The organism is Pseudomonas sp. NFACC32-1 (assembly GCF_900101215.1).
In the GTDB taxonomy this organism is placed as follows: domain Bacteria; phylum Pseudomonadota; class Gammaproteobacteria; order Pseudomonadales; family Pseudomonadaceae; genus Aquipseudomonas.
In genome coordinates, this window is sequence record NZ_FMUL01000003.1 from 246,465 (window position 1) to 273,265 (window position 26,801).

Below are 26,801 nucleotides of genomic sequence, written 5' to 3' on the forward strand. Positions count from 1 at the left end.
AAGGATGACGAGATGAACGCCAGACTGCTTGTCCTGCTGTTGCTGCCGCTTGCCGGTTGCTCCAGCCATAACGAAAACATGACCATGCCGGTGCAGATCCTCACGGCCGCACCGGCCAACGCCCAGGCCACCGACATGCCCAAGGTGGAGAAGACCCTGCGGCCCCAGGACGTGCTGGATGTGATTTTCCACATCAGCACCACCGGCCCCCAGTCCTATCGGGTGCAACCCGGCGACCAGGTCGCGCTGAACTTCACTGCCGCCAGCCAGCTCAACGGCACGCAACAGGTGATGCCCGACGGCACCATCGAGCTGCCGGGGGCCAACACCTCGGTGAAGATCGCCGGCCAGACCACCGACGAAGCCCGCCTGACGGTGCAGCGTGCCTATGATCAGAAAATGCTGTTCCAGCCCAACCGCAACCAGTTGACGGTGCTGGTGACCAGCCCACTGAGCAGCGAGACGAACCTCAGGAACACTCTGACGCACCCGGGCACCGGCATGAGCCGGGAAATCACCGTGGGCAGCGACGGGTATGCGAGCTTCCCGGAAATCGGCTCCATCCCGTTGCAAGGCATGACCGTCAACCAGCTGGAAGCCTTCCTCAACGAGCGCTACGCCAAGCTGCCCGGGCGCATGACCGTCGATGTGCTGCTCAAGTCCACCGCCGGCAACGAAATCTATGTGCTGGGTGAAGTCGCGCAGCCCGGCTCCTATCCGATCCGCCGGCCGATCTCGGTACTCGAGGCGCTGACCCTGGCCCGTGGCACGAACGTCAAGGCCCGGCTCGACTCGGTGGTGATCATGCGCCGTAACGGCAACCAGGTCGAAGCCCGGCACTACGACGTGGAAAAAGCCTTGAGCGGCGACGCGGCGCAGATCGCCTACCTGCAGCCGGAAGACATGCTCTTCGTGCCCAAGACCAAGCTTGCCAGTGCCGGCGAGCTGGCCCGGCAACTGGCCGATGTGGTGCTGTTCCAGGGCGTGGGGTTCAGCTTCGGCTACCGCGTCGACAACAAAGGCAGCGACAACTGAATCTCAGGTGACCGATCATGAACCCCAAGGAAAACTATCTGCACGAGTTCTTCAGGATCTTCTTCGCCAACAAGCAGTGGGTGAAGCGCGTCTTCCTGATCTTCGCCGTGATCGCCCTGGTGCTGCCGTTGATGCTCAAGCAGAGCTTCGACATCACCGCCCAGGTGATCGTCCAGTCGAAAAAGCTCTCCCAGGGCGACGCCACCACGTCGCTGAACCAGGAAAACGCCACCTTCATTCCACCGTCCCTGGCGGACATGGAAACCGAAAGCAATATCCTGCGTTCTCCGGCGCTGATCCGGCAGACCATCGCCACCTTGCGCGAACAGGGCGAGTACACCCCCAGCCCCGGCATCCTCAACAAGTGGGTGAGCGACCCGCTCAAGCGCTATATCACCACGCCGCTGCGTGAATACGTGATCAACCCGTTGCGCGATGGCCTGGGACTGGAAGTCGACCCGGTGCGCGATACCGTGCTCGACACCCTGACCGACGAGGCCATCGAAAACCTGAAGATCGAGACCCTGCCCGGCTCCAACGTGATCTCCATCGTCTACAGCTTCGGCGATCCGGCCCAGGGCACGCGCTTCGTGGCGCAGCTGCTGCAGAACTACCTCACCGGGCGCCAGGAACTGCAATCGATCGAACTGCCGCAAACCTTCTACGAACAGAAGAAGACCCAGTACCAGCAGCGGCTCGACGGCCTGGAAGGCCATCGACTGGCGCTGCTGGAAGGCGTCGGCTCGTCCGATCCCAAGGAAGAAATCACCTTCCGCCTGAATGCCATCAACACCGAAGAACAGGCCTTGAACCTGTACCGCGACCGCCTGCTGCAAAGCCAGCGCTGGCTCGACTACCTCAAGGCCAGCCTGGCCTCGGCGAACAGTTCGCGCTTCAGCGACTACACCTTCCCGTTCACGTTCACCACCACGGTGGACAACATCGCGTTCGAGGACCGGGAGATCAAGCAACTGGGCGAGCAACTGACCAGTCAGGTCAGCCGCTACATGAATGACCTGGCGATCTTCCAGCCCGGCAGCGAACCGATGCTGCTGGCCCGCGAACAGATCGTCCGGACCCGCCAGCAGTTCCTCAAGGTGGTGAACAACCGGATCCAGGAACGCACCACCGACCTGGCGGTGGTCGGTTCGGTGATCGATCAGAAGGTCGCACGCATCGGCGCCTTCAAGGAGCGTATCCACCAACTGCAGGAGGCCCAAAGCAAACTGCGGCAGATGGACACCGAGATCAATGCCCTGCATGCGGCGTTCTCCACCTATGCCCAGCGGTTCGCCGAAGCCAGCACCGCCCGCTCGCTGGACAACGACCTGTCCAACGCCCGGGTGCTGAGCCCGCCCTTCGAACCGACGGCCGCGGCCTTTCCCAAGCCAATGCTGATCATCGTCTTCGGCCTGTTCAGCGGCCTGCTGCTGGCCATCGCCCTGGTCTACGTGCGTGAGTTCTTCGACCATCGCTTCAAGCATCCAGCACAGATCAGCCAGCAACTTGAGGTACCGGTGCTGCTGGTGATCAACGAGCAATCTGCGGAGCCGGTCAACCCGCATCGCAACTGGAGCCTGCCCAGCCTTGTCCATTGGGTGCGCAATTGAACGCGCCGTTCGGCCCGTCCCACCGCAGCAGCCCCCTGCCGATCATTCATTTGCTCGACAGCGGCGGCTTCTACGGGGCCGAGCGGATGCTGCTCGATCATTGCCTGGCCACGCCGGGACAGCACCAGGTGCTGTTCCTGGCGGCGCCGCCGACCTTGATCACGCGCTTCCGCCAGGCTGGGGTCGATTGCCACCACTGTGGGTCGTGGGCCGAGCTGTTGCGGCACCTGCGCCAGCGGCGCCACGAACGACCGCTGCTCAATACCCACAACTTCAAAGGGCTGCTGTTCGGCTGGGCGGCCGCCACGCTGCTGCGCCTGCCGCTGGTGATCACGCAGCATGGCTTCACGCCGCGCAGCCCCAAGCAGCGCTTCTATACCTGGTTGAGCTTGCAGCTGTGCCGTACGGCCTCGGTCAAGCGCGTGGTCTGCGTGGCCGAAAGCATCGCCGCGCTGCACCGCCAGGCCAGCGTGCGGGCGGAAAAACTCGACGTGATCCCCAACGGCCTGCCGGCCACCACCACGCTTTTGCCCCACCGAGACGACGGGCAGCGCTGGCGAGTGGGCTACGTCGGCCGCTTGAGCAGTGAGAAAGGCCCGGACCTGTTCCTCGACGCCATGATCCCGCTGTGCCAGCGCCATGGGTCGTTGCACGCCGTGATGCTCGGCGACGGCCCGGAACGCCAGGCCCTGCTCAAGCGCATCACCGATGCCGGATTGCCTACGCGCATCGAGCTGCCGGGGTACCAGACCGACATGAATGCCTGGTGGAGCCGCCTCGATGCCCTGGTGATCAGTTCGCGCACCGAAGGTACGCCGATGATCCTGCTCGAAGCCATGCAGGCCGGCGTGCCGGTGGTGGCGTTCGGCGTCGGTGGCATCCCCGACGTGTTGCAGGACCGCCACAACGGCCTGCTCGCCACGCCGGCCGACAGCGCCGCACTGGCCAGGCAGATCGAAACCCTGTTCAGCGAACCGCGCCTGGCGCAGATCCTGGCCGACAACGCGCGCCGCACCCAACGGGACCGCTACGACCTGCGCACGCTGGCCGAACGCTGGTCGCAGCTCTATATCCGCACGGCAAGGGAGGCTCGCCCATGATTGTCCCGCTCTCGCTCGTCAGCCTGCTGGGCCTGGTGTGCCTGGCATTGCTGGCCAGCCCCTACCCGTTCCTGGCGCCGGGCGCTGTGCTGGGCCTGGTGGGGGTCGCCATGCTGTACCGCAAGCCCGCCTGGGGCTTGCTGGGCATTGCCGCGCTGGTGCCCTTCGAAGGCCTGTTCAAGGAAAACTCCCTTTCCGGCAGCAAGTTCCTTGGGGTGGCGCTGATCCTGATCCTGATGTTGCAGCTGGCCCTGCACCAGATCCCCGGGACCCGCCTGCGCAGCAACATCTGGCGCCCTCTGGTGGGCTTCATGATGCTCTATGGCCTGAGCCTGTTGCTGTCGCAGAACATGGACCTGTCCCTGACCCATTTTCGCGAGTTGAGGGTGGGCCTGATTCTCTTCGTGATCACCTTGCTGATCGGTCGCGAACTGAACCTCGACCTGTTCTGCCGGCTGGTGACCCTGAGCGTGACCACCACCTGCGTGCTGGCGATGTTTTCGGCCCGGTACCAGGAGCAGGGCCGCGCCTCCGGGCTGCTGGAAGACCCCAACTCCTTCGCCCTGCTGATTGCCTTTACCATCCCCCTGGCGTTGCTGCTGGTGGTGCGCGGCCCGAACCTGCTGCATCGACTGTTCTGGGGCGGCTGCTTCATCCTGTTGCTGGGCGGCATGACCAAGACCGAGTCACGCTCCGGACTGGTTGTGTTGATGCTCAGCCTGATGATCGGCCTGTATCACTATCGCGCCCAACTGCCGCGCATCCGCCCGCGGCACCTGGGATTCGCCATGCTCGGGCTGGCCCTTCTGATTCCCGTGGCGATTGCCGTGATGCCGGACGGCTATGTAGCGCGCATCCAGTCCCTGAGCATCCTGAGCAATGGCGCCCGTGCCCACCAGGACGAATCCCTGGGCCGGCGTGCCTCGTACATCGTCGTCGGCAGTCGGATGATCCAGGACAATCCCGTGCTGGGCACCGGTCCCGGGACCTTCCCCCTGCACTACGCCCCCACCGGCTACGCCAAGGCGTTTTCGGCCAACCGCAAGCTCAGCGACCTGTACCGCCGGGCTCACAACACCTATCTGGAGATCTTCAGCGAAATCGGTATTCCCGGCGGGCTGATGTTCGTCGGCATGCTCGGCCTGGGCCTGTACAACCTGCTGCGCGCCCGCCAGCTCTGGTTGCGTCGCCGGGATTGGGCGCAGGCGGACCTGCTGACCCACCTGGGCATGAGCTTCCTGTCGCTGGCACTGTTCCTGATGTTCCTCAGCGCGCCGAACCACAAGCTGCTGTGGATCATGCTCGCCCTCACCAGTGTGCTGCGCCATGACGCCGAGCAGACCGCCCCCCAGGAGGTTCGCGCATGAGCCTGGTGAGCATCGTGATCCCGATGTACAACGAGGCGCGGCACATCGGCCGCACCTTGCTGGCGGCGCAGCAAGCCGCTCGCCAGGCACAGCTGGAATGCGAGCTGATCGTGGTGGACAACGGTTCCGACGACCACGGGCCACGCATCGCCAACGAACTGGGGGCGCGTGTGCTGATCGTGCCCGGCGTCCATATCGGCGCCCTGCGCAACCGGGGGGCCGCGCTCGCGAGCGGCCAGTGGCTGGCGTTCATCGACGCCGACATCGAGATGCCGGCCGACTGGCTCACGTTGATGCTGGAACTGGAAGGCCAAGGCGATGTGCTCGGCCTGGACCTGGACACCCCGCGCCAGGCCCCCTGGTTCGCCGAAGCCTGGCAACGGCGTAGCCAGCGTGCCGATTCCCGCCCCCTGCACCGGGTGCAATGGCTGCCCAGCGCCAATCTGCTGATGCGTCGCTCGTGGTTCGATCGGGTGGGTGGTTTCGATGAAACCCTGCGCACCGGCGAGGACAAGGATTTCTCCCTGCGCCTGCGCCAGGCCGGCGCGCGACTGTTGCTGGTCAACGATAGCCTGGCCCTGCATTGGGGCTATGAAGGCAGTTGGCGCGAATGGATGAGCAAGGAACTGTGGCGCCAGGGCAGTCATCTGCAACTGCTGCGCAGCCATGGCCCGAGCCTGCGCCTGCTGCGTTTCCCCGCGCTGTCCATCGGCGCCTGGGGGCTGGACTTCCTGGCCCTGGTGGCGCTGCTGCAGGGCCAACCGCGCCTGGCGCTGCTGATCCTGCTGGCGATGTCATTGCCGGCCCTGATCCTCAGCCTGCGCCAGAGCCGACGCGACCCGCGACTGACCCTGCAATTGTGGGCCCTGCATGGTGTGCGCCTGCACCTGACCGGCGCCGCCTTGCTGCTCAACCTGTGTCATTGGACTGTCAGGAGACCTGCCCGTGGCTGAATTCATTTACTGGGCCTGCCTGTTGCTGCCGGTGTACGCCTACCTCGGTTATCCCCTGATGTTGAGCCTGCTGTCGCCCTTGTTTCCTGTTCGGCGCTACGGCAAGGCCCTGCCGATGGACATCAGCATCGTCATCGCCGCCCATAACGAGGCGCGGCATATCGAAGATAAACTGCGCACCTTGCTGGCCCAGGATTACAACGCCCGTTCGCTGCAGATCATTCTCGCCAGCGACGGCTCCAGCGATGACACGGTGGCCTGCGCGCGCAAGGTGGTCGACCCGCGCATCAGCGTGCTCGACCTGCCACGTCTGGGCAAGGCCGCCGCCCTCAATACCGGAGTGGCCCACAGCCGTGGCGAGATCCTGGTGTTCACCGACGCGGACAATCAATGGGCCCACGACACCCTCGGCCATTTACTGGCGCCCCTGGGCGATCCGGAAGTCGGCGCCTGCGCCGGACATATGGAGATCCCCGTGCCGGGCAAGGGCCTGAGCCTGGGCGACAGCCTGTATCGGCACTACGAGGGCTGGCTGCGCCGGGTAGAGAGCCGCACCGACTGCATGGTGTCGGCCGACGGAGCCCTGCTGGCCCTGCGTCGCGAGTTGTTCCAGCCGATCCCGGCGCAGGTCAACGATGACTTCTTTCTCAGCACCTGCGCCCCGGCGGCCGGCAAGTCCATCGTCTACGTGCCCCAGGCCCGGGTAATCGACCAGGGTGTGGACGAGGCCGACAAGCAGTTTCGCCGGCGCCTGCGGGTCACCGTCGGCGGCCTGCTGAGCCTGGCCCATCGCCGGGCGTTGCTCAACCCGCTGCGTCACGGGCTCTACGCCGTCGGCCTGATCAGCCACAAACTGATCCGCCGCCTGGCGCCGGTATTGCTGTTGCCGCTCTTGCTCAGCAACGCCTGGCTGTGGGACGACCACCCGTTCTACCGCCTGACCCTGGCCGGGCAACTGTTCGGCTATGCCATGGCGCTGGTCGGCCTGTTGGACCGCCGTCATCGCTTGCCCCGGCCGTTTCGCCTGGCCGCTTTCGTGCTGGTGACGATGACGGGCATGAGCTTGGGCCTGTGGCAGTTCCTGCGCGGCCAGCGCTACAGCCAATGGAATCCCGAGCAGAACCGCTGAGGAGCATGGCCGATGTCGATCAAACAAGTCTTCAAGCGCACCGGCGGCTGGCTGTACCTGAACACGTCCCTGGGACGTGGCCCGTTGCGCGGCGCCGGCATCATCCTGATGCTGCACCGTGTGCTGAGCAACGACCGCGCCGCCGAGCTGCCTCATCGCAACGAACTGTGCGTGGGACCGGAAGCCTTCGAGCACCTGCTGATCTGGCTGCAGCGCTACTTCGAATGCGTGCCGCTGATGACCCTGCTGCTGGCCGACCCCGCCAGCGTCCCGGACCGCCCGCGAGTGGCCCTGACCTTCGACGACGGCTGGCGTGACAACGCCATGAACGCCTTTCCCCTGCTGCGCCAGTACCAGGTGCCGGCGAGCATTTTCCTGTCCACCGACTTCATCGGCAGCCGCCAGCACTTCTGGTGGGAAAGCATTGGCGAAACCCTGTGGGGCAGCCATGGCCAGTTGGCGCGGCATGTGTTGATCGAACAATTGCAACAGGCTGGCCGACCGTTGCCGGTGATGCTCGATGACCTGGACGATGAGCGTCGCAGCCTGTCGCTGCTGCATTACCTGCAAAGCCTCAAGACCCTCGACCCGCAGGTGTTGAGCGATCTCAACCAGGCCTGTCCCAGTGGCGCCCAGCCCCAGGCGCTGGACTGGACCCAGGTGCGCATGCTCGAAGACTCCGGCCTGGTCCGCTTCGGCCCTCACGGTGCCAGCCATGCGATCCTGACTGCGCTGGACGACCAGCGTCTGCATGAGGAGCTCAGCCGCAGCCGCATCGCGCTGGAAAATGGCTGCGCACAACCGCTGCCAGTGTATTGCTACCCCAACGGCGATCACGACGAACGCGTGCGCCGGCAGGTAGCGGCCCATGGCTTTGCGTTCGCCCTGGGCACCGAGACCGGGCTGTATCGCAGCGACGGCGATCCTCTGAACCTGCCGCGTTTCGGTGTCAGCCAGCGCAACGCCCAACACCCCGAATTGCTGGCCTGGCGCATCCGCCGCGGAGCACGCCCATGAGCCGCGCCCATTACCTCAAGCACCTGCTCCTGAGCATGGGCACGCGCCTGGCGATGATCGGCCTGCGCCTGCTGCGCAACGTATTGCTGGCCCGGATCCTGGGACCCAGCGAACGCGGGTTGTTCGCCCTGCTCAGCACCCTGCCGGACCTGATCAGCGCCGTCACCAGCGGCGGCCTGAACAGTGCCGTGGGCTATCAGGCGGCCCAGCAACGCTCCATGGGGCTGCTGCTCAGCCAGGTGCTGATCTTCGGCTGCCTGATGGCCGGGCTGCTGACATTGCTGGTGGTGGCGTTGGCGCGGGAGTTCGGCAGCGAACTGGACATCACTACGCAGCTGGGGCTGCTGGCCTGGCTGCTGTTGCTGGCCGTGCCCCTGACGGTGCTCAAGAGCGGCCTGCTGACCCTGCACAATGCCTCCGGCGGCGTGGGGGCCTTCAATGCCTTGCGGCTGATCGAATCCCTGGCGCCGTTGCTGCTGTTCCTGGCGCTGTTCTGGCTGTGGAAGGATGCCGCCCTGGAGGCGGCGCTGATCAGCTGGCTCGCGGGCCTGAGCCTGGTGGTGCTGGCCGGTTGGATGTGGCTGCGACGCGATCACGACCTGTCGTTGCGCTGGGATCGCAGCGGCCAGGGCGAGCTGCTGCTCTACGGCGCCCGCAGTCACCCGGACCTGCTGTTCCAGCAGATAATCCTACGCTCGGACTTCCTGTTTATCGGTGCCCTGCTGGGCAGTACGGCCCTGGGTCACTACGCCATGGCCAGCGCCGCCGCCGAACTGTTGCTGATCGTGCCGGAAGCGGTCACTACGCCGTTGATGAAACGCCTGTTGCAACAGGACAGGGACATGCAACGCCTGACCCCCCTGGCCCTGCGCCTGACCGCCACGGTCATGCTCGGTGCGTGCCTGGGCATGGCGCTGATCGGCCAGTGGCTGATCGTCACACTGTTCGGCATCGCCTACCAGCCTGCCTACCCGGCCTTGCTGGCGTTGCTGCCGGGGCTGTTCGGGTTGTGCTACGCCAGCATCCTGCGCCTGGACCTGCTGGGCAAGGACCGCCCCGGCCTGGTGTCGTGGCTGATGGGCGCCGGCGCGCTGTTGAACCTGGCGTTGAACCTGTTGCTGATTCCACGCTATGGCATTGTCGGCGCGGCCGCCGCCTCCTCCATCGCGTATCTGGGTGTGACCCTGGCCCTGCTGACGATGTATTGCCGTCTCAGCGGCGTGCCGTGGTGGCAGACGCTGATCATCCTGCCCAGTGACCTGTTGCCGATGCGGCAGATGCTGCTGGGGAAATCGGCATGAAGGTGATCGTCAGTCCAGCCGCCATCGCGAGCTGGCTCGCGATGGGACCGGTCCGGCTCTGCTGGAGAATGGCTCTGGCTCCATGCCTCTGGAGCCTGGCTCTTCTGGCCCAGGGCGCATCCATGCAATGGACCGGTATCCGCGACGGCAGCCTGTACCTGCAGACCGACCGGCCGGACCAGCTGGTCGTGCGCTGGGTACCGGCCTGGCAGGCCGACGCCAATACCGAACACCTGTTCCTGCTGGATGGCCAGGGTCGCCTGGTGGGTGAACGCCAGGTGGAGCCGGCCCAGACCCGTGGCGAGCAAACGTGGCCACTGCCGCCCGCCGACGCCAGTTACCGCCTGGAGATTCCCGGCTACAGTTTCCGTCGCTACAGCGTCGAGCACGATGCGCGCACCCGGGCGTTGTTCGCGCCGGCCAAGGTGCATTTCAGCGCCGAAACCCACGATGGCGATGAGCTGTATTTCAAGGTCGCGCCCGGCGAGCGGGCCGTACTGGCGGGCAAGTACCACAATGGCGTGCGCAGCCTGCAGGCCCGACGCGTCACCGACGGCAAGCAGCTTGAGCTCAACCTCAAGCCGCACCCCGCCTATTGGCAGTTCGACCAGCTGGCGCTGCCCGTTGCCGACGTCGAGCAGATCTGGCGCCTGCGCCTGGAGGGCAATGGCAAGGTGGCATTCTGGCTGGACGGCAGCGCCAACCTGTTCGCCCAGAACCCGGCGCACCTGCAGCCGCTGCGCCAGGATCCGGGGCTGACCCACCTGATGCTGTACCACGAGACGCTCGGCCCAACCCCGAGGCTGGGCGTGTATTTGCCCTATGTGTTGCCGCCGCCGTCCAGCTACCCCCTGCTCGATGCGATCAAACCCCGAGCGGCTTCCTTCTACAGCCTGGTCGATGTCATGGCGGCCAGGGCGAGTCATGAAGACGCATTCCGGCGCCTGTATCAGGATCGCTTCGTCATCGACCGGGACATCACCTTGTTGGCCGGGAGCCAACGTCGGGCCGACCTGCAGGCCGACCGGACCAGCCACAGCGGCTTGCAAGCCTGGCTCACCGCGACCCGCGCCCTGGGCGGCAAAGGCATCCATTACATCAGCTTTGCCGATGAGCCGAACCTGAACTACCCGGACTTCACCAGCTTCCAGCAGGTTTTCCAGAGCATGGCGGCTCAGGTCCGCGCCGATCCTGCCAACGCACGCGCCGGGGTTCGTATCGCCATACCGGCCAGCTCACGTTTCACCAACGGTCCGTTGGCCGAGAACGCTGCCGACAAGCGTGGCATCGACTGGGCGCGACGCTTGCTGGATAAGCACGGCGACCAGGTAGATGCCCTGGCCTGGCACGAATGGATGATCCGCGACCTGCTGGCAACTCGGGCCTATCGCGACAGCGTTCGTCAGGCCGCCCGCCTGGTGGGATTGGATAGCCAGGGGCGCCCGCGCAAAGCCTTGTTGCTGGACCAGACCAACATGTCCAGCGGCTCGAGCCTTAGCCCCTATGAGCAGCAAACCCATTACGCCGCCCTGTGGTGGACCTCCGTGGTGGTCAACGCCTCGGCCGACGGCTGGCTGGACATGCTCAACTGGTTCATGCTCGCCGACGAACCCGAGTACCCCAAGGGCATGGTCCGGGTGCTGGACAGCCAGCGCTTCGAACTCAAGCCGGTGGGGCTGGCCCAGCAGTTCATCCAACAGCATTGGCTCAGCCAGGTGCTACGCCTGGATAACGACGCCTTCGAAGTCGACGTGCTGGCCATGGCCACCGACGCGAGGCGCAGCCTGCTGGGCGTGAACAAAAGCACACGCCCACAACAGGTCAGCCTGGACGGCGGGCCCTGTCCCCAGGCGAAAGCCGAACTGATGTATTTCGGCCCCGACAACCAAAGCCGTAGCGCCCCGTTCAACTGCGAGGCCGGGCAGACCCGTTTTCTCCTGCCAGCAGAAACGGTGTTTGCCCTGGGCTGGACCGCCCTCTCTTTCCCCCAACCCGCCACCCGTCAGGAGGCACCATGAGCGTTCTGCAAGCATTACGTGATGGCATTCGGAAAAAAGGCCTGCGCGCCGTCCTCAAACAACTGTTCAGGCGCTACGTGTTTTTCCACACCCGACTGGTGTGGCTGGAGCACGATGTGCGAACCCCACTGCCCCCGCATCACCTCAAGCCCTACCCGCCAATGCGCCTGGAATTCATCACGACCAGCAATGCCGATGCTTTTGCCCGGCACTTCGGCGACCGCGTCGAGACCATGCGCGAGCTGGCAACCGAAGGCTATACGGGCTTGATGTACCTGGATGCTCAGGGCGACACCGTGGGTTTCGCCTGGGGCAGTACGCGAGACTATTTCGACCGCCATTTCTATCGCTGCAACTTCCCGATCAAGCCTGGCGAATACTTTCAGTTCGGTGGCGAGATGATCCGCGCCTACTGGGGCTCCAGTATGTCGGCGGACATGCAGCTGGAGATGTGGAAGGTCATGGCAGGCAAAGGTTGCCAGACGATGGTCGATGTCTGCGACTTGCAAAATATCCCGGCGATCAAGATGCACCTGCGCATGGGCTTCCAGGAACGCGGCAAGATCACCCACGTGTATCGCCTGTTCGGTCGCTGGCGGTTTTTCCGCGACACGTTCTACCGCGGCTCGGCACTGGATGCCTTTCGCAAACCGGCCCAGCCGCTTGCGTCGACAGCGCCGGCCTGATGTCCATGACGCTTCAACCTCCCCTCGCGAGCATGCTCGCGAGGGGGTTTATCCCCAACCCGCCCCACGCCAGGAGGCACCATGAACGTTCTGCAAAAACTGCGTGATCGCATTCGCAAAAAAGGTCTGCGCGCCGTTCTGAATCAGCTGTGCAGACACTACGTGTATTTCCACGAACAGTTGGTGTGGATGGAACGCGATCTGGTCAGTCCGATACGGCCCAATAACCTCAGGCCCTATGCGCCGCTGCGCCGGGAGAACATTACCACCGGCAATGCCGATGCCTTCGCCACGTACTTTGGCGACCGCGTCGAGACCATGCGCGAACTGGCTGCCGAAGGCCATACCGGGCTCATGTACCTGGACGACAAGGACGACGTCGTCGCTTTCATCTGGGGCAGTACACGGGACTATTTCGACCGCCATTTCTTTCGCTGCTGGTTCCCGGTCAGACCGGGCGAGTTCTTCGAGTTCGGCGGTGAGCTGTACCGCGCTTACTGGGGGACCCTGCTATCGGTGGATATCCAGCTGGATCTGTGGAAAGCCATGGCCGAGCAGGGTTGCAACAAAGTGGTCGATGTCTTCGAACTGAGCAACGTTCCAGCCGCCAAGCTGCATCTGCGCATGGACTATCAGGAGCGCGGCCAGATCACTCACATGTATTGCTTGTTCGGCCGCTGGCGGTTTTTCCGTGACACGTTCTACACCGGCTCGCTCCTCGACTCTTTTCGCAAACCGGCCAAGCCGGTTGCATCCACTGCGGCGGCCTGACTTCCATGGCGATCCGGTTCCAATGGTGTAGCTCCCTGGGCGCAGAGGATTTTCCCGCGACAGCTTATGAACAGCTGCGAACCCGGGTGGCCGACGCGACACCGTTCAATACCCTGGCCTGGCTGCAAGCGGCGGAGTTCGCCTTGTCGCCCGAGCAGCAATTACATGTGCTGCTGGGCTGGCAGGATCAGACCTTGTGCCTTTGCCTGCCCCTGATATCAGGACTTGAGCGTATCGGCGGGTTGCGCTTCCGGGTACTGCGCCACCTGGGTTATCCATTGGCCGACCGCATCGCGCTGCTGGTGCGCCTGGATGCCGAAGGCATGGCACAGGCGTTGACGCAGATTCGCCAGCACCTGCCCCACGCACTGCTGCAATTCAATGAGCTGACCGAACCGGTCGGGGAAGAAAGCGTGCTCAGTGCCTGGATGGCCATGAGCTCCACGGGCGAGCGGCGCCTGAGTTGCCGGGTGCCGGTGCACCTGATCAGCGACAGCGATCATCAGGAAATTTCCGGTGATCCACGCTACAAGTTGCGCCGGGCGCGCAAGCGAATCGCCGCCTGCGGTGCCCAGATCCGCCGAGTGACCCCGGATGCTATCAGCATGGGACAGGTGCTACGGGCACTTGCCGATGTCGAGGCCGCCAGCTGGAAAGGCGAGGAAGGTGTCGGCATCTTCGCTGACGCCATGCGTCGGCAATGGATGAACCACGCCTTTACCGCCCTCGCCGCCCAGGGCCTGGTACGGGTAGTGATGCTGGAGCTGGATGGCGAGTGCATCAGCTATCGCCTCGGTCTGTTGGATCAAGGTCGACTGTACGACTACAACCTGGCGTTCCTGCCGCAGCATTCGGACTTGGGCAGTGGCCGGGTATTGCTTGAGGAATGGATCCGCTGGGGACTGGAGGAAAACTGGCGGTGGATCGATGCGTCACGGGTCAGTCTCGATAACTCCAGTCATCAATTGCACGAACGCATGACCGGACAACTGGAGCATTGGCGTTGGAGTTTTTATTCCTGGCAACCCGATGGCCTGGTCCTCGGGCTTGCCTTGCGTCTCTGGAAAAGTCTTAAACCCTGGCTTCGTAAAAAAGCACCACAAAAAACCAAAGCGACAGATTCACCTTCTATCCCCAAGGAAAAGGAGATTCCCCATGCCGCGCCAAGTGATCATCAACGCTGACGACTTCGGACTGTGCGTCAGTGAAAACATGATAATCGTTCGAGCCTTCGAAGCAGGTCTCATCAGTTCCGCCACCATAATGGCCAATATGCCGGGCTTCAAACAGGCGTGTGTCCTGTCCCGACGGCCGCGCCTCAAAGGACGCGTCGGCCTGCATTTCAATCTCAGCCATGGGTGGCCGTTGAGCCAGGCCATAAAATCGCGTCGGGCATTTTGCGATGCGCACGGCCAGTTCGATTTCAGCCTGTCGCGCTATTGCCTGCGCCTGGGCTCGAAAGACCTGGCGGCAATCGAGGGCGAACTTCAGGCGCAATGGCAGCACTGCCTGGATCACGGTTTGCGTCCAAGCCACCTGGACTCTCATCAGCATGTACACAACATCTGGCCCATCGGCGAACTGGTTGCGCGCTTCGCTGCGCAGCAAGGTGTGCCCATTCGCCTGGCACGCAACGTTGGGGCGAACCTGAATGTAGCCAAGCGTATCTTCAAGACCCTGCTCAACCGCCGCCTGCGTCGTCTATGCGGCGCGACGGCTGACTACGTCTGCACGTCGGCCGACTTGCAACACACCGCGGCACCGCAATACGGTTTGTTGGAAGTGATCACTCATCCGACGCAGCTGAAAGGGGACTTCGGCGATAGCTACCTGCCTCCTGGTTGCTCATTGAGCAAGATACTGCATCAGCGCCTGGCGGGGGTGCCCAAGGTGGGGTATGGCAAAACTGAACGAATGCTCGAACCCGTCCAGCTTGAGGATGCGTAATGACACCTCTGGTATGAAAGCCTTTATCTTGTGAGATCGAGCTACGCCCGTCTCACAAGATTCTCAGGCATCGCGCCCTTGCCGTTGAGATACCCGGTGCACACGTTCCGAACCCTGAGGCGGTGTCGTTCATAAGCTGATTGAAAAAATTGACGACCCGGTTATCGGTTGAGCTTTTTCTCCACGTCCGTGGCTTTGTCCCGCAATTTCTCGGCATCCTGCTCGTGGCTCTTGATAGACTTGGGGGTGATCGTCTTATCCACCTTGTCGGTGGTCGGATCGGGGTGGCGAATATCGCGCTCCACCACATCCACCGGCTCGCCGGTAGCGTCCTTCGCTGGCGCAGCGTTGCCGGCCTGGGCCTGCCCCTTGGAATGCTCACTCGTCATGGCATCGTTCCTCGATATGGATGAGTATTGAGTTTCGAGTGGGGCGAAACGGCGAGAGTTCGATCGGGTTTTCTCCTGAGACAGGCTGGCGCGGCAGATTCCCTCACCATGGGCAAACCGTCCGAAATCCCTGCGGGCCCTCCCAGGAATCTGCTAAAAGGCAACTTTCCGTTCCGAGTAGCGAATCGCGCCGATGCCTTCATCCTTACTCTCTCGCCTCAGGCAACGCTGGCTGGCCTGGTTTTTCATGGCCGCGATGGTGGTCGGGCTACCGGTGGGCTGTGGGGTTTTGCAGCACAAGGAGCGCGAACTGGTGTTCCGCATCGAACCGGGCACGGCGAGCTGGTTCAGCGGCCTGCCCAGCGGTGTCCAGGAATTCGATCTCAAGCCCAGGAACTTCAAGGCCGGGGAAAATATCCACGGCTGGTGGTGGCCGGCCGAGCGCCGGGACGCACCGGCGATCCTGTACCTGCACGGCGTGCGCTGGAACCTGACCGGGCAGCTGTTGCGCATCCAGCAATTGCGGGCGCTGGGCTATTCGGTTCTGGCGATCGACTACCGTGGCTTCGGCAAAAGCCAGGGGGACCTGCCCTGCGAAGCCAGCGTCTACGAAGATGCAAGAATCGCCTGGGAGCGTCTCGAGGTGTTGCAACCCGACCCGGCCCTGCGGCTGATCTACGGCCATTCCCTGGGTGGCGCCGTCGCGGTGGATCTTGCCGCGGAACTGGGTCAGGAGGCGGCAAGACATGGCAAACCGGTGCCCGCTCGAGGCCTGGTGATCGAATCGACCTTCACGTCCCTGGGGGATGTCGCCACCGCCATGGCGAACACCTCCCTGCCGGTGCGCTGGCTGCTGTCGCAGAAATTCGACTCCATCGACAAGATCGGCGAGATCAATATGCCGCTGCTGGTGGTCCACGGCGCTGCCGACCGCTACGTGCCGCCACGCTTCAGCGAACAATTGTTCAACGCCGCCCGCGAACCCAAGCGTCTGCTGTTGGTACCGGGCGCCACGCATAACAACAGCATGAGCCTGGCGGGCCGGACGTACCGGCAGGCGCTGGAGGCGTTGCTCAAAAGCGCACCGTCGCCCGTGGCCGGAAACGCCCAGGCCAGCCCGGCCAAAGCGGGTTGATCCACGACCACTTGGGGTGTCTGTGGCGTTGCATCCAACCTGTGGCACACAAACAGAAACGGCACCTTTCGGTGCCGTTCGTTCATGGGCGATGCCGTTTTACTTGCGTGCCGCCTCCCAGGATTTCAGCAGTTCGGTGTAACTCACCGTTTCGCCTTTAGGCTTCTCGTTCGCCAGTTTCGGCTTCGGTGCGCCCGGCTGGTCGAACCAGTATTGCGCGTCGCGCTCGGGGTTCATTTTCGGTGCGCAGGTGGCCTGGGCCTTGGAGCGTTCCAGGCGCGTCATGATCGCGTCCTGGTCCTTGGCCAGGCCGTCGAGGGCCTGTTGCGGGGTTTTCTCGCCGCTGGCCGCTTCGGCGATATGGCTCCACCACAACTGTGCCAGGCGTGGGTAGTCCGGTACGTTGGTCCCGGTAGGCGACCATTGCACGCGGGCCGGGCTGCGGTAGAACTCCACCAGGCCACCGAGTTTCGGCGCCAGGTCGGTCATCGCCTGAGAGTTGATGTCCGATTCGCGAATCGGCGTCAGGCCAACAATGGTCTTCTTCAGCGACACCGTCTTGGACGTCACGAACTGCGCATAGAGCCAGGCGGCCAGGCGCTGTTTCTCAGGCGTGGACTTCATGAAGGTCCAGGAACCCACGTCCTGATACCCCAGCTTCATGCCTTCTTCCCAGTACGGACCGCGTGGCGACGGCGCCATGCGCCATTTCGGCGTGCCATCGGCATTCACCACCGGCAGGCCCGGCTTGGTCATGTCGGCGGTAAAGGCGGTGTACCAGAAGATCTGCTGGGCGATGTTGCCCTGGGAGGGCACCGGGCCGGATTCGGAGAAGGTCATGCCCGCCGCTTCCGGTGGTGCGTACTTCTTCATCCAGTCCACATACTTGGTGGTGGCGAACACGGCCGCCGGCCCGTTGGTATCGCCGCCGCGGGTCACGCTGGAGCCCACCGGATGGCAGTTCTCGACGCGAATGCCCCACTCGTCCACCGGCAAGCCGTTGGGCAGTCCCTTGTCGCCGCCGCCGGCCATGGAGAACCAGGCATCGGTGAAGCGCCAGCCCAGGGACGGGTCTTTCTTGCCGTAGTCCATGTGGCCGTAGACGCGCTTGCCGTCGATCTCCTTGACGTCCTCGGAGAAGAACTTGGCGATGTCCTCATAGGCCGACCAGTTCACCGGTACGCCCAGCTCATAGCCGTACTTTTCCTTGAACTTGGCCTTCAGGTCCGGACGCTCGAACCAGTCGGCGCGGAACCAGTACAGGTTGGCGAACTGCTGGTCGGGCAGTTGATAGAGCTTGCCGTCCGGCGCGGTGGTGAAGGAGATGCCGATGAAGTCCTTGAGGTCCAGGGTCGGCGAGGTGAAGTTCTTGCCTTCGTTGGCCATCAGGTCGGTGATCGACTCGGTCTTGCCGTAGCGAAAGTGCGTACCGATCAGGTCGGAGTCGTTGACCCAGCCGTCGTAGATGTTCTTGTCGGACTGCATCTGGGTCTGCAGCTTCTCCACCACGTCGCCTTCCTGCAGCAGGTCGTGGGTCAGCTGGATGCCCGTGATTTCGGAGAACGCCTTGGCCAGCACCTTGGATTCATATTCGTGGGTGGCGATGGTTTCCGACACCACGTTGATTTTCATGCCGCGAAACGGCTCGGACGCCTTGATGAACCACTTGAGTTCTTCAAGTTGCTGCTCGGCTGTCAGGGTTGACGGCTTGAATTCACTGCCGATCCATTTCTTCGCGGCGTCTTCATAGGCGTCGGCCCAGGCCGCAGCGCTCAGCCCGCTGAGTGCCAGCATGGCTGCCAATGAAACGCTATGTCGCAGCTTATTGTTTTTATCGAACATAGAGACCTCCTGTTTGGGTTTAAGAGCCTGATCGTCGAACCTTCGACGTGGCCTGTACGGTTAATCTGACTGCACGAATTAGCCACACAGGCCACTTAGCCCCACCGCATCACTGCCAACAGCCACACCAAAGACAACGCGAACGCTATCCAGATGCTCCAGTCGGTCGCGCCGATCACCAGCAGGTGCAGGTAGGCGCTACCGAGAAGACCGATAAACAACCGATCGCCACGGGTGGTGGCAATCGGCAGGAAACCTCGCCGGGGAATACTCGGCGAACGCATTTCCCACGTGGTCATGCCCGCCAGCAACAGGGCAATGACGCCAAAGAAGGCCGCCGTAGGGACGGTCCAGTTCATCCATTCCATCATCGACTCCTCAGACCCGGCCCAGGGCAAAGCCCTTGGCCACGTGGTTGCGAACGAACCAGATCACCAGCATGCCCGGCAGGATAGTCAATACCCCCGCCGCCGCCAGCACGCCCCAGTCGATGCCGGAGGCCGACACGGTGCGGGTCATCACCGCCGCGATCGGCTTGGCATTCACCGAGGTGAGCGTGCGGGCCAGCAACAGTTCGACCCAGGAAAACATGAAGCAGAAAAACGCCGTGACGCCGATGCCGGAGCCGATCAACGGGATGAAGATCTTGGCGAAGAACTTGGGGAAACTGTAGCCGTCAATGTAGGCGGTCTCGTCGATTTCTTTCGGCACCCCGGACATGAAGCCTTCGAGGATCCACACCGCCAGCGGCACGTTGAACAGGCAATGGGCCAGGGCCACGGCGATATGGGTGTCGAACAGTCCGATGGACGAGTACAACTGGAAGAACGGCAACAGGAACACCGCCGGTGGTGCCATGCGGTTGGTGAGCAGCCAGAAGAACAGGTGCTTGTCCCCCAGGAAGCGGTAGCGGGAAAACGCATAGGCCGCCGGCAGGGCCACGCACAGGGAAATCACCGTGTTCAGGCTGACGTAGTACAGCGAGTTCAGGTAACCGGTGTACCAGCTCGGGTCGGTGAAGATCACCTTGTAGTTGTGGAAGGTGAAATCCTGGGGCCACAGGGTCAGGCTGCCGAGGATCTCGGTATTGCTCTTGAACGACATGTTCAGCAGCCAGTAGATGGGCACCAGCAGGAACAGGATGTAGATCAGCAACGGAATCAGCTTTCTCTTGCTCATCGCACGGGCCTCAACGGTTGGCGTCGGAATGAGTCATGGCGGTATAGAACAGCCACGACACCAACAGGATGATCAGGAAGTACACCAGGGAGAACGCCGCCGCCGGGCCGAGGTCGAACTGGCCGATGGCCATTTGCGTCAGGGTCTGGCTGAGGAACGTGGTGGCGTTCCCCGGCCCGCCGCCGGTAAGCACGAACGGTTCGGTGTAGATCATGAAGCTGTCCATGAAGCGCAGCATCACCGCGATCAGCAGCACGCTCTTCATCTTCGGCAACTGGATGTGCCGGAACACCGCCCAATTGGACGCCCGGTCGATCCGCGCGGCCTGGTAATACACGTCCGGAATCGCCCGCAGCCCCGAATAGCACAGCAGCGCCACCAGGGACGTCCAATGCCAGACATCCATCACCAGCACCGTGACCCAGGCATCCATGGTGTTGGCCGCGTAGTTATAGTTGATCCCCAGGTTGTTCAGGACGGACCCCAGCAGGCCGATGTCGGCGCGGCCGAAGATCTGCCAGATGGTGCCCACCACGTTCCACGGGATCAGCAGCGGAATCGCCAGAATGATCAGCACCAGGGACGACCACTTGCCCTTGGTCGGCATGGTCAACGCGATGGCGATGCCCAGGGGAATCTCGATCAGCAGCACGCAGGCCGAGTAGATGAACTGGCGCAACAGCGAGTCGTGCAGGCGCGGGTCCATCAGCACTTGCCTGTACCAGTCGGCACCGACGAAGTAGCGGCTGGACTGGTCGAAAATGTCCTGCACCGAGTAGTTGACCACGGTCATCATCGGGATCACGGCACTGAAAGCCACCAGCAGGAACACCGGCAATACCAGCCACCAGGCCTTGTTGTTCTGCACCTTGTTCATCGCTGCACCTCGCTCAACGGTTCCAGCAGGTATTCATCGGCGTAGACCATCAGCCATTGCGCCGGGAAACTGATATAGGCCGTACCCTCCGGCACAGGCTTGTCTTCGGCCAGGCGTACCTTCAGCGGCGCGCCGTCGAGGTTGAGGGTCATGATCTTGTAGGTGCCCAGGTCTTCGACGTGTACCACCTCGGCCCGCATCGCATCGTCGTAGGGGCCGTCCCAGACATGGACGAACTCCGGCCGGATACCGACTTTCAGGCGCTTGCCCTGCGCTTCGGCGACCCGACGCTGCAAGGTGTCGGAAAGGGGCAGATGGGTGGATGCGAAACCGACGCCACCCGGTTGGGCGGTCACCTCGATCAGGTTCATGCCCGGGCTGCCGATGAAGTATCCGACGAAGGTATGGCCGGGGCGCTCGAACAACTCCCGGGGCGTGCCGAACTGCACGATCTGGCCGCCGTACATCACCGCGATCTTGTCGGCGAAGGTGGACGCCTCCAACTGATCGTGGGTGACGTAGACCATGGTGATGTTGAACTGCTCATGGATCTGCTTGAGCTTGCGCCGCAGTTTCCATTTCAGGTGCGGGTCGATCACCGTCAGCGGCTCGTCGAACAGGATCGCCGACACGTCGTCGCGCACCAGCCCACGGCCCATGGAGACTTTCTGCTTCTCGTCGGCGGTGAGGTTGCGGGCCTTTTTGTCCAGCAGGTTCTGCAGGTCCAGGACCTCGGCGATCTCTTGCACCTTGGTGTGGATCTTCGCCTCGGCCATACCCTGGTTACGCAGGGGGAACGCCAGGTTGTCGAACACCGTCATGGTGTCGTACACCACCGGGAACTGGAACACCTGGGCGATGTTGCGCCGCTCCGGGCTCAGCTCGTTGACCACCTTGCTGTCGAACAGCACCTGGCCCTCGGACGGGCTGAGCAACCCGGAAATGATGTTGAGCAAGGTGGACTTGCCGCACCCTGACGGGCCGAGCAGCGCATAGGCACCGCCCTGCTCCCAGATGTGGTTCATCTCGCGGATCGCGTAGTCCTCTGGGCCCGCCGGTGTGCTGGTGTAGCTGTGGGCGAGGTTCTGCAAACGTATTTCAGCCATCAGGCAACCCTCGCGATACGCTGGCCGGGAGCCTGGACCAACTTGCCCGAGGCATCGAAGACAAACAGTTTGTGGGTCGGAATGTAGATGCGGATCGGCGCGTCCACGTCGTACTCATGCACTCCCGGCAAGTGCAGCACCAGGAGGAAATGCTCGTTGCGAACATGCAGGAACGTTTCCGAGCCGCTGATCTCCGCCACCTCGACGGTCACCGCCAACTCCAGGTCATCGTCGTTGCTCGGCACCAGGGAGATATGGCTGGGGCGCACGCCAAACCGGAACTCACCCTCGCCCACCGGACGCAGGTCGACGTTCAGCGGAAAGTGCACGAAATTGGCGAAGCTCACTTCATTGCCGGCGATACGACCAGGCATGAGGTTGATGGGCGGCTCGGAAAACAATTCGGCGGCCAGGACAGTCTGCGGCTGGTGATAGACCGACGACGACTTGCCGCTCTGGATCACCCGGCCCTCGTGCAGGATCGTGGTGGTGCCACCCAGGGCCAGGGCCTCGTTGGGCTCGGTGGTGGCATAGACAGCAATGGTGTGGCGGGCCTGGAACAGTTCGCGCATCTCCTGGCGCAGTTCCTCGCGCAGCTTGTAGTCCAGGTTCACCAGCGGTTCGTCGAACAGGATCAGTTCGGCGTCCTTGACCAGGGCCCGTGCCATGGCCGTGCGCTGCTGCTGGCCCCCGGACAACTCCAGCGGATGGCGTTTGAGGAATTTTTCGATGCGCAGCATCCGGGCGGTTTCCAGCACCTTGTCCTGGATCACCTCGTCGGCCACACCGGCCTGGCGCAGGGGCGAGGCGATGTTTTCGAATACCGTCATGGTCGGGTAGTTGATGAACTGCTGATAGACCATCGACACATTGCGCAACCGCACCGGGCGGTGGGTCACGTCGACGCCGTTCATCAGGATGCGCCCGCTGTCGGGCTTGTCCAGGCCGGCCATCAGCCGCATCAGGCTGGTCTTGCCGGACAGGGTGCGCCCCAGCAGGACGTTAAAGGATCCGGGTTCGAAATTCAGGTTGGCATCGTCGATCCAGATCTGGCCTTCGACGGTGCGACAGATGTGCTCAAGCGTTAATGACATGGCTCGGCCTTTTTATTTTTGGAGTCAAGCGACCGAAGCTTGAAAGCGAAAGCCGTGCCAGGAATCACAACACGTTGATGTAGTGGGTTTTTCTCAATAATCGTGGGAAAAATACGTTCGTTGATGAACAGAAATGAACAACCAGAACTGAACAACTGAACAATTCGCCGGTTGACAATGAACAATTTTGAACAACACTGAATGAACGCTTTCGGTTGGCCTGACTTCGATCCCTGTGGGCGCCCGCTCCCACAAGGGGCTGTGTATTACGTGCTATTCAGGCCTGCCCCCGCACAAGGAGTCTGTGCGAGACTTACCACAACAATAATAAACAGCTCCTGCGAGAGTGCCCCATGGCCGCACCTGCCCCAGTCTTGTCCCATGACGCCATCATCCAGGCCTCCTGGTCCCGTTGCCGTGCCTTCGGCCTCGACCATCAGAGCGTGCCCTCCTTCGACCCGCTGCCCGCCGAGGGCGTCGCCCAGTTGCTGGAGAGCCAGCATTCCCTGGTGCAGACCACTCACCAGGAAGTCCTGCCGTACTACGAGAACATCCTGAGCAACTCCAATTGCCTGATCATGCTGGCGGACAACCAGGGCCAGGTGCTGACGTCCTGGGGTACCCAGCGTTTCATCGAGCCGAAACTGGCCCATGGTTTCAGCGCCGGAGCGAGCTGGATGGAACGCTGCACCGGCACCAACGCCATCGGCACGGCGCTGGCCTGTGAACAGGCGGTGCACATCGAACACGATGAACACTTTCTCAAGGCCAACCGTTTCATGACCGGTTCCGCCGCGCCGATCTTCGATGCCGAGCGCAAGGTCATCGCGGTGCTGGATGTCTCCAGCGACAGCTACCTGCCGCCCTCCCATACCCTGGGCATGGTCAAGATGATGAGCCAGACCGTGGAGAACCGGCTGATCCTCAACCTGTTTCGCGGTGAGCATTTCCAGCTGACGTTCAACACCGGGTTGAACAACCTCGACAGCCAGTGGGCCGGCCTGCTGATTTTCGATGAGACCGGCCAGGTGCTTTCCGCCAACCGCCGGGCCGACAACCTGCTGGGGCTGAGCCTGTCCCGGGTCAGCATCGAAAGCCTGTTCAAGGTGTCGCTGCTGGACCTGCTGAACCAACCCGACGGCCTGCCGTTTTCCTTGCAGGCGGCCGGGCGCAATCGTTTCCAGTGCATGCTCAAGCGTCCGAGCCAGTTGTCGATCAAGCCGCGCGTGTTTGCCGAACCGACACCTGCGCCGGCGCCCGCCGGCAACGCCATCAGCCTCAACACCCTGCATTTTGGTGACAGTCGCGTGGAAAAAGCCGTGCGCCAGGCCGAGCGCCTGCTGGAAAAAGACATTCCGCTGCTGATCCACGGCGAAACGGGCGTGGGCAAGGAAGTCTTCGTCAAAGCCCTGCACCAGGCCAGCTCCCGTTGCAAGCAACCGTTCATCGCGGTCAACTGCGCGGCGATCCCCGCCGAGCTGGTGGAATCGGAGCTGTTCGGCTACGAAAAAGGCGCCTTCACCGGCGCCAACCAGAAGGGCAGCATCGGCCTGATCCGCAAGGCCGACCGCGGCACGCTGTTCCTCGACGAAATCGGCGACATGCCGCTCCCAACCCAGGCCCGGCTGCTGCGGGTGTTGCAGGAACGCTGCGTGCAACCGGTGGGCAGCGCCGAGCTGTTCCCGGTGGACATCCGCATCATTTCCGCCACCAACCGCTCCCTGCGCGAACAGGTGCAACTGGGCCGGTTCCGCGAAGACCTCTACTACCGTATCGGCGGCCTGACCCTGGAGCTGCCGCCCCTGCGGGAGCGCAGCGACAAGCAGGCCCTGTTCAAGCGGCTCTGGGAACATCATCGCGAACCGACCCAGTGGGCCGGCCTGAGCCGCGAGGTGCTGGAACTCTTCGAGTGCCATCCGTGGCCGGGCAACCTGCGACAGGTCAGCAGCGTATTGCAGGTGGCCCTCGCCATGGCCGAGGAACAGCCGATCCGACCCGAACACCTGCCGGACGACTTTTTCGTCGACCTGGAAATGGAACCCGTGGAACAGCCGGAGCCCCTGGCGGTGGACCTGAACGATGCCGAGGACCTGAACCGTCAGTTGCAGGCGGTGGGCGGGAACATTTCACATCTGGCGCGACGGCTGGGCGTCAGCCGCAACACCCTGTATAAACGCCTGCGACAACTTGAAGGCTGATACGAAGGCAGCCTCCGAAGAGGCTGCCATGTCGCTGAGGCAAAGGGTCAGTCGAACGCACCGCTGAGCACTTCATAGATGATGCCGCTGGCGATCGCCACCAGGATCAGATCAGTGCCTACCTGCTGCCACTCATATCCGTCATAGTGCGGCAGATGCCCCAGCAGCCGGCCATCGAGCTTCTTGGCGATACCCGGCGGCAGCGGCTTGCCCCGGGCCAGGTTCTTCTGGATGCCGGGTGGCAACGCCGGGCCGGGGCTCCAATAATCGCGATAACCGCCAATCACCCCCAGGATGCCGCTACGGTCGATGCTCGGGCCGTTGTGCCAATCGCCGCCACCTCCCTGGTTTCCCTTGCCGCCCTGATTGCCCTTGTGGCCGGGATTTGCTTGACCGCCCTTGTTGCCCTGCCCGCCTTTGCCTCCCTGCCCTTGACCGGGACCTTGATCGAATTGAGCGTTTCCCTTGCCGTTGCCCGGGTCCGCGACAACAATGCCAGGGCCCGCCGCCAGGGCGAAACAGGTAACTGCAGCAATCAACGAACGCGATTTGAACATGGCCGTTCTCTCAAGAAGGGGTTTGCCTGTAAAGATATAGAGACTAACGGTGATATTAGTTCCATATCACACTGTGCGTCGCTTGCCTGGACCGGATAACCGCTGTCACAGTCACCAAGGAGCTTCATGCGCAAGGATTACCTGGCCTTTTTCGTCTCATTGTTTCTTTCCCGGCTGGCCGACCAGATCCTCCTGTTCATCGTCCCGCTGATGGTGTTCCAGACCACCGGCAGTGCGTCCTGGGCGGGCCTGGCCTTCTTCGCCGAAGCCTTGCCGCGTTACTTGTCGTTCCCGATCTGCGGCGCGCTGTGCGATAGATTCTCGCCGATTCGTATCCTGCACATCAGCCAGGTCTATCGCGCCGTGGCGTGCATCGTCGGCGTGGGACTCTACGGGCTCTTTGGCGGGGTCTACTGGATCGTCGCGCTGTCCGCCTTGTGCGGCGTGCTGACCACCCAGGGCATCATGGCCCGCGAAGTGGTGATGCCCTACATTTTCAAGCAGTACACCTATGCCAAGACCCTGTCCTATTCGCAGATCGCCGACCAGGCCGGGCTGGTACTGGGCCCGCTGGTGGCAGCGCTGATGCTCGAGGCATGGGCGTGGCATTGGGTAGTGCTGGCGATTGCCGGCCTGTTCCTGCTGGCGGACCTGGCGATGCTGTCCTGGCAGCGGAGCAGCCCGGTCACGCTGCAAATCTTCGAACAACGCTACGACGCCTGGCTGAGCCCGCTGCGCATTGCTTTGGGCCACATCGGCAAATTCACCCAGCTGAAAAAACTCATCTGCCTGGCAGCCGGGGTCAATCTGGTCATCGGTGTCACCCTCGCCACTTCCGCCGCCATGGCGATCGGTCAATACGACGCCACGAAGGATGACTATGCCGGACTGCAAGCCGCCGGAGCCGTGACCACCATTCTCATCCTGTTCTTCCTGGCCCGCGCCACCTTGCCCCTGAAATTGCTGGGAGTCCTGTCCTACAGCCTGATCGCCGCAGGCGCGTTCATCACCGCGCTCAGCCCATCCGCGTGGGGCTATGTGGTTGGTTTCCTGCTGATCGTCGGTTTCGACAAGATGTTCAACGTGTACATGCGCAGTGTCCGCCAGAAAATCATTCCGCCCCAGGACTTCGGCAAGACCGTCGGCGTCATCACCCTGCTCAACAATCTGTCGCAACCCCTGGCGGGCCTGCTGGTCGCGTTGCTGGCCGCGCCACTCGGCACCCGCCAGGTGATCCTGCTGCTGGCCCTCGCCACCAGCCTGACAGGCCTGGCGGTACTGGTGTTGTTCAGCCACAGGGAAGGCAGCCCGCAGGGCTACGGGGTCGATACGGACGGCTGACGTCTTCAAATATTCATCTGTGACCGGTATGAATTTGTGCGTGCGTACCATTCGTCGTGAATGGAACCGCATGCACCGTCAGCCGCCACGTCTGGCTCAAGGCTTGCACCGACCTGGCATGGCAGCCTCAGGACGACGTAACCCTGACG

At 62.9% G+C, this 26,801-nt stretch carries 24 protein-coding genes; 16 read left to right on the forward strand and 8 right to left on the reverse strand.

The window, feature by feature from the left end:
• The first annotated feature begins 12 nt into the window (after positions 1-12).
• The 13 genes from BLP99_RS07310 to BLP99_RS07370 all read left to right on the forward strand — a co-directional run bounded on the left by BLP99_RS07310 (position 13) and on the right by BLP99_RS07370 (position 14,934).
• The gene (locus BLP99_RS07310) at positions 13-1,035 is read left to right on the forward strand and encodes a polysaccharide biosynthesis/export family protein (RefSeq protein ID WP_072392392.1); all 1,023 of its coding nucleotides are present in this window, start codon (positions 13-15) and stop codon (positions 1,033-1,035) included.
• 17 nt (positions 1,036-1,052) lie between these two features.
• Positions 1,053-2,645: a GumC family protein gene (locus BLP99_RS07315; RefSeq protein ID WP_072392389.1), complete on the forward strand. Its 1,593-nt coding sequence runs from the start codon at positions 1,053-1,055 to the stop codon at positions 2,643-2,645.
• A complete protein-coding gene (locus BLP99_RS07320; protein ID WP_072392385.1) occupies positions 2,642-3,745 on the forward strand; it encodes a glycosyltransferase family 4 protein in 1,104 nt (367 codons plus the stop codon). The genes BLP99_RS07315 and BLP99_RS07320 overlap by 4 nt, the downstream gene beginning before the upstream one ends.
• Positions 3,742-5,112, forward strand: a complete 1,371-nt coding sequence (locus tag BLP99_RS07325) for an O-antigen ligase family protein (protein WP_072392382.1) — start codon at positions 3,742-3,744, stop codon at positions 5,110-5,112. Before BLP99_RS07320 ends, BLP99_RS07325 begins: the two co-directional genes overlap by 4 nt.
• Positions 5,109-6,065 carry a glycosyltransferase gene (locus BLP99_RS07330; RefSeq protein ID WP_092180048.1) on the forward strand — a complete coding sequence of 319 codons (957 nt, stop codon included), beginning with the start codon at positions 5,109-5,111 and terminating at the stop codon, positions 6,063-6,065. Before BLP99_RS07325 ends, BLP99_RS07330 begins: the two co-directional genes overlap by 4 nt.
• The gene (locus BLP99_RS07335; protein ID WP_072458173.1) at positions 6,058-7,194 is read left to right on the forward strand and encodes a glycosyltransferase; all 1,137 of its coding nucleotides are present in this window, start codon (positions 6,058-6,060) and stop codon (positions 7,192-7,194) included. Before BLP99_RS07330 ends, BLP99_RS07335 begins: the two co-directional genes overlap by 8 nt.
• 12 nt (positions 7,195-7,206) lie before the next feature.
• Positions 7,207-8,211, forward strand: a complete 1,005-nt coding sequence (locus BLP99_RS07340) for a polysaccharide deacetylase family protein (RefSeq protein ID WP_072392371.1) — start codon at positions 7,207-7,209, stop codon at positions 8,209-8,211.
• Entirely contained in the window at positions 8,208-9,512 is a 1,305-nt protein-coding gene (locus BLP99_RS07345; RefSeq protein WP_072392368.1) for a lipopolysaccharide biosynthesis protein, read from the forward strand. The genes BLP99_RS07340 and BLP99_RS07345 overlap by 4 nt, the downstream gene beginning before the upstream one ends.
• Positions 9,513-9,580: 68 nt before the next feature.
• Positions 9,581-11,530, forward strand: a complete 1,950-nt coding sequence (locus BLP99_RS07350; protein WP_371128590.1) for a hypothetical protein — start codon at positions 9,581-9,583, stop codon at positions 11,528-11,530.
• A complete protein-coding gene (locus BLP99_RS07355; RefSeq protein ID WP_072392362.1) occupies positions 11,527-12,216 on the forward strand; it encodes a GNAT family N-acetyltransferase in 690 nt (229 codons plus the stop codon). Before BLP99_RS07350 ends, BLP99_RS07355 begins: the two co-directional genes overlap by 4 nt.
• Before the next feature lie 81 nt (positions 12,217-12,297).
• Positions 12,298-12,987 carry an N-acetyltransferase gene (locus tag BLP99_RS07360; RefSeq protein ID WP_072392359.1) on the forward strand — a complete coding sequence of 230 codons (690 nt, stop codon included), beginning with the start codon at positions 12,298-12,300 and terminating at the stop codon, positions 12,985-12,987.
• A 5-nt stretch (positions 12,988-12,992) separates the two neighbouring features.
• On the forward strand, positions 12,993-14,171 hold the full coding sequence (locus tag BLP99_RS07365; RefSeq protein ID WP_072392356.1) for a GNAT family N-acetyltransferase: 1,179 nt from the start codon (positions 12,993-12,995) through the stop codon (positions 14,169-14,171).
• The gene (locus BLP99_RS07370; RefSeq protein WP_072430674.1) at positions 14,143-14,934 is read left to right on the forward strand and encodes a carbohydrate deacetylase; all 792 of its coding nucleotides are present in this window, start codon (positions 14,143-14,145) and stop codon (positions 14,932-14,934) included. The genes BLP99_RS07365 and BLP99_RS07370 overlap by 29 nt, the downstream gene beginning before the upstream one ends.
• A gap of 161 nt (positions 14,935-15,095) precedes the next feature.
• Here BLP99_RS07370 and BLP99_RS07375 read toward each other — a convergent pair whose 3' ends face one another.
• A complete protein-coding gene (locus tag BLP99_RS07375) occupies positions 15,096-15,323 on the reverse strand; it encodes a hypothetical protein (RefSeq protein WP_072392350.1) in 228 nt (75 codons plus the stop codon).
• Positions 15,324-15,516: 193 nt separating this feature from the next.
• Between BLP99_RS07375 and BLP99_RS07380 the strand changes: the two genes are divergently transcribed.
• Positions 15,517-16,458, forward strand: coding sequence for an alpha/beta hydrolase (locus tag BLP99_RS07380; RefSeq protein WP_072392347.1), 942 nt, complete (start codon positions 15,517-15,519; stop codon positions 16,456-16,458).
• Between the two features lie 99 nt (positions 16,459-16,557).
• Here BLP99_RS07380 and BLP99_RS07385 read toward each other — a convergent pair whose 3' ends face one another.
• From BLP99_RS07385 to BLP99_RS07410, 6 genes are all read right to left on the reverse strand, one after another.
• Positions 16,558-18,300: an ABC transporter substrate-binding protein gene (locus tag BLP99_RS07385; RefSeq protein ID WP_072392344.1), complete on the reverse strand. Its 1,743-nt coding sequence runs from the start codon at positions 18,298-18,300 to the stop codon at positions 16,558-16,560.
• A gap of 95 nt (positions 18,301-18,395) precedes the next feature.
• Positions 18,396-18,668, reverse strand: a complete 273-nt coding sequence (locus tag BLP99_RS07390; RefSeq protein ID WP_072392341.1) for a DUF2160 domain-containing protein — start codon at positions 18,666-18,668, stop codon at positions 18,396-18,398.
• Positions 18,669-18,678: 10 nt separating this feature from the next.
• The gene (locus BLP99_RS07395; RefSeq protein WP_072392338.1) at positions 18,679-19,479 is read right to left on the reverse strand and encodes a carbohydrate ABC transporter permease; all 801 of its coding nucleotides are present in this window, start codon (positions 19,477-19,479) and stop codon (positions 18,679-18,681) included.
• 10 nt (positions 19,480-19,489) lie between these two features.
• Complete coding sequence (locus BLP99_RS07400; protein ID WP_072392335.1) at positions 19,490-20,356, reverse strand: carbohydrate ABC transporter permease; 867 nt, start codon at positions 20,354-20,356, stop codon at positions 19,490-19,492.
• Positions 20,353-21,462, reverse strand: coding sequence for an ABC transporter ATP-binding protein (locus BLP99_RS07405; protein WP_072392331.1), 1,110 nt, complete (start codon positions 21,460-21,462; stop codon positions 20,353-20,355). The genes BLP99_RS07400 and BLP99_RS07405 overlap by 4 nt, the downstream gene beginning before the upstream one ends.
• Positions 21,462-22,556 (reverse strand): ABC transporter ATP-binding protein, encoded by a 1,095-nt coding sequence (locus BLP99_RS07410; protein ID WP_092180050.1) that lies wholly within the window; start codon positions 22,554-22,556, stop codon positions 21,462-21,464. The genes BLP99_RS07405 and BLP99_RS07410 overlap by 1 nt, the downstream gene beginning before the upstream one ends.
• 353 nt (positions 22,557-22,909) lie before the next feature.
• On the opposite strand from BLP99_RS07410, the gene BLP99_RS07415 reads away from it, so the two are divergent.
• Positions 22,910-24,754, forward strand: a complete 1,845-nt coding sequence (locus BLP99_RS07415; protein ID WP_092180052.1) for a sigma-54-dependent Fis family transcriptional regulator — start codon at positions 22,910-22,912, stop codon at positions 24,752-24,754.
• 47 nt (positions 24,755-24,801) lie between these two features.
• Here the strand turns inward: BLP99_RS07415 and BLP99_RS07420 are convergent, their stop codons facing one another.
• A complete protein-coding gene (locus BLP99_RS07420; protein ID WP_072392322.1) occupies positions 24,802-25,311 on the reverse strand; it encodes an anti-virulence regulator CigR family protein in 510 nt (169 codons plus the stop codon).
• A gap of 126 nt (positions 25,312-25,437) precedes the next feature.
• Between BLP99_RS07420 and BLP99_RS07425 the strand changes: the two genes are divergently transcribed.
• Complete coding sequence (locus tag BLP99_RS07425; protein WP_092180054.1) at positions 25,438-26,652, forward strand: MFS transporter; 1,215 nt, start codon at positions 25,438-25,440, stop codon at positions 26,650-26,652.
• Positions 26,653-26,801: the final 149 nt, after the last annotated feature.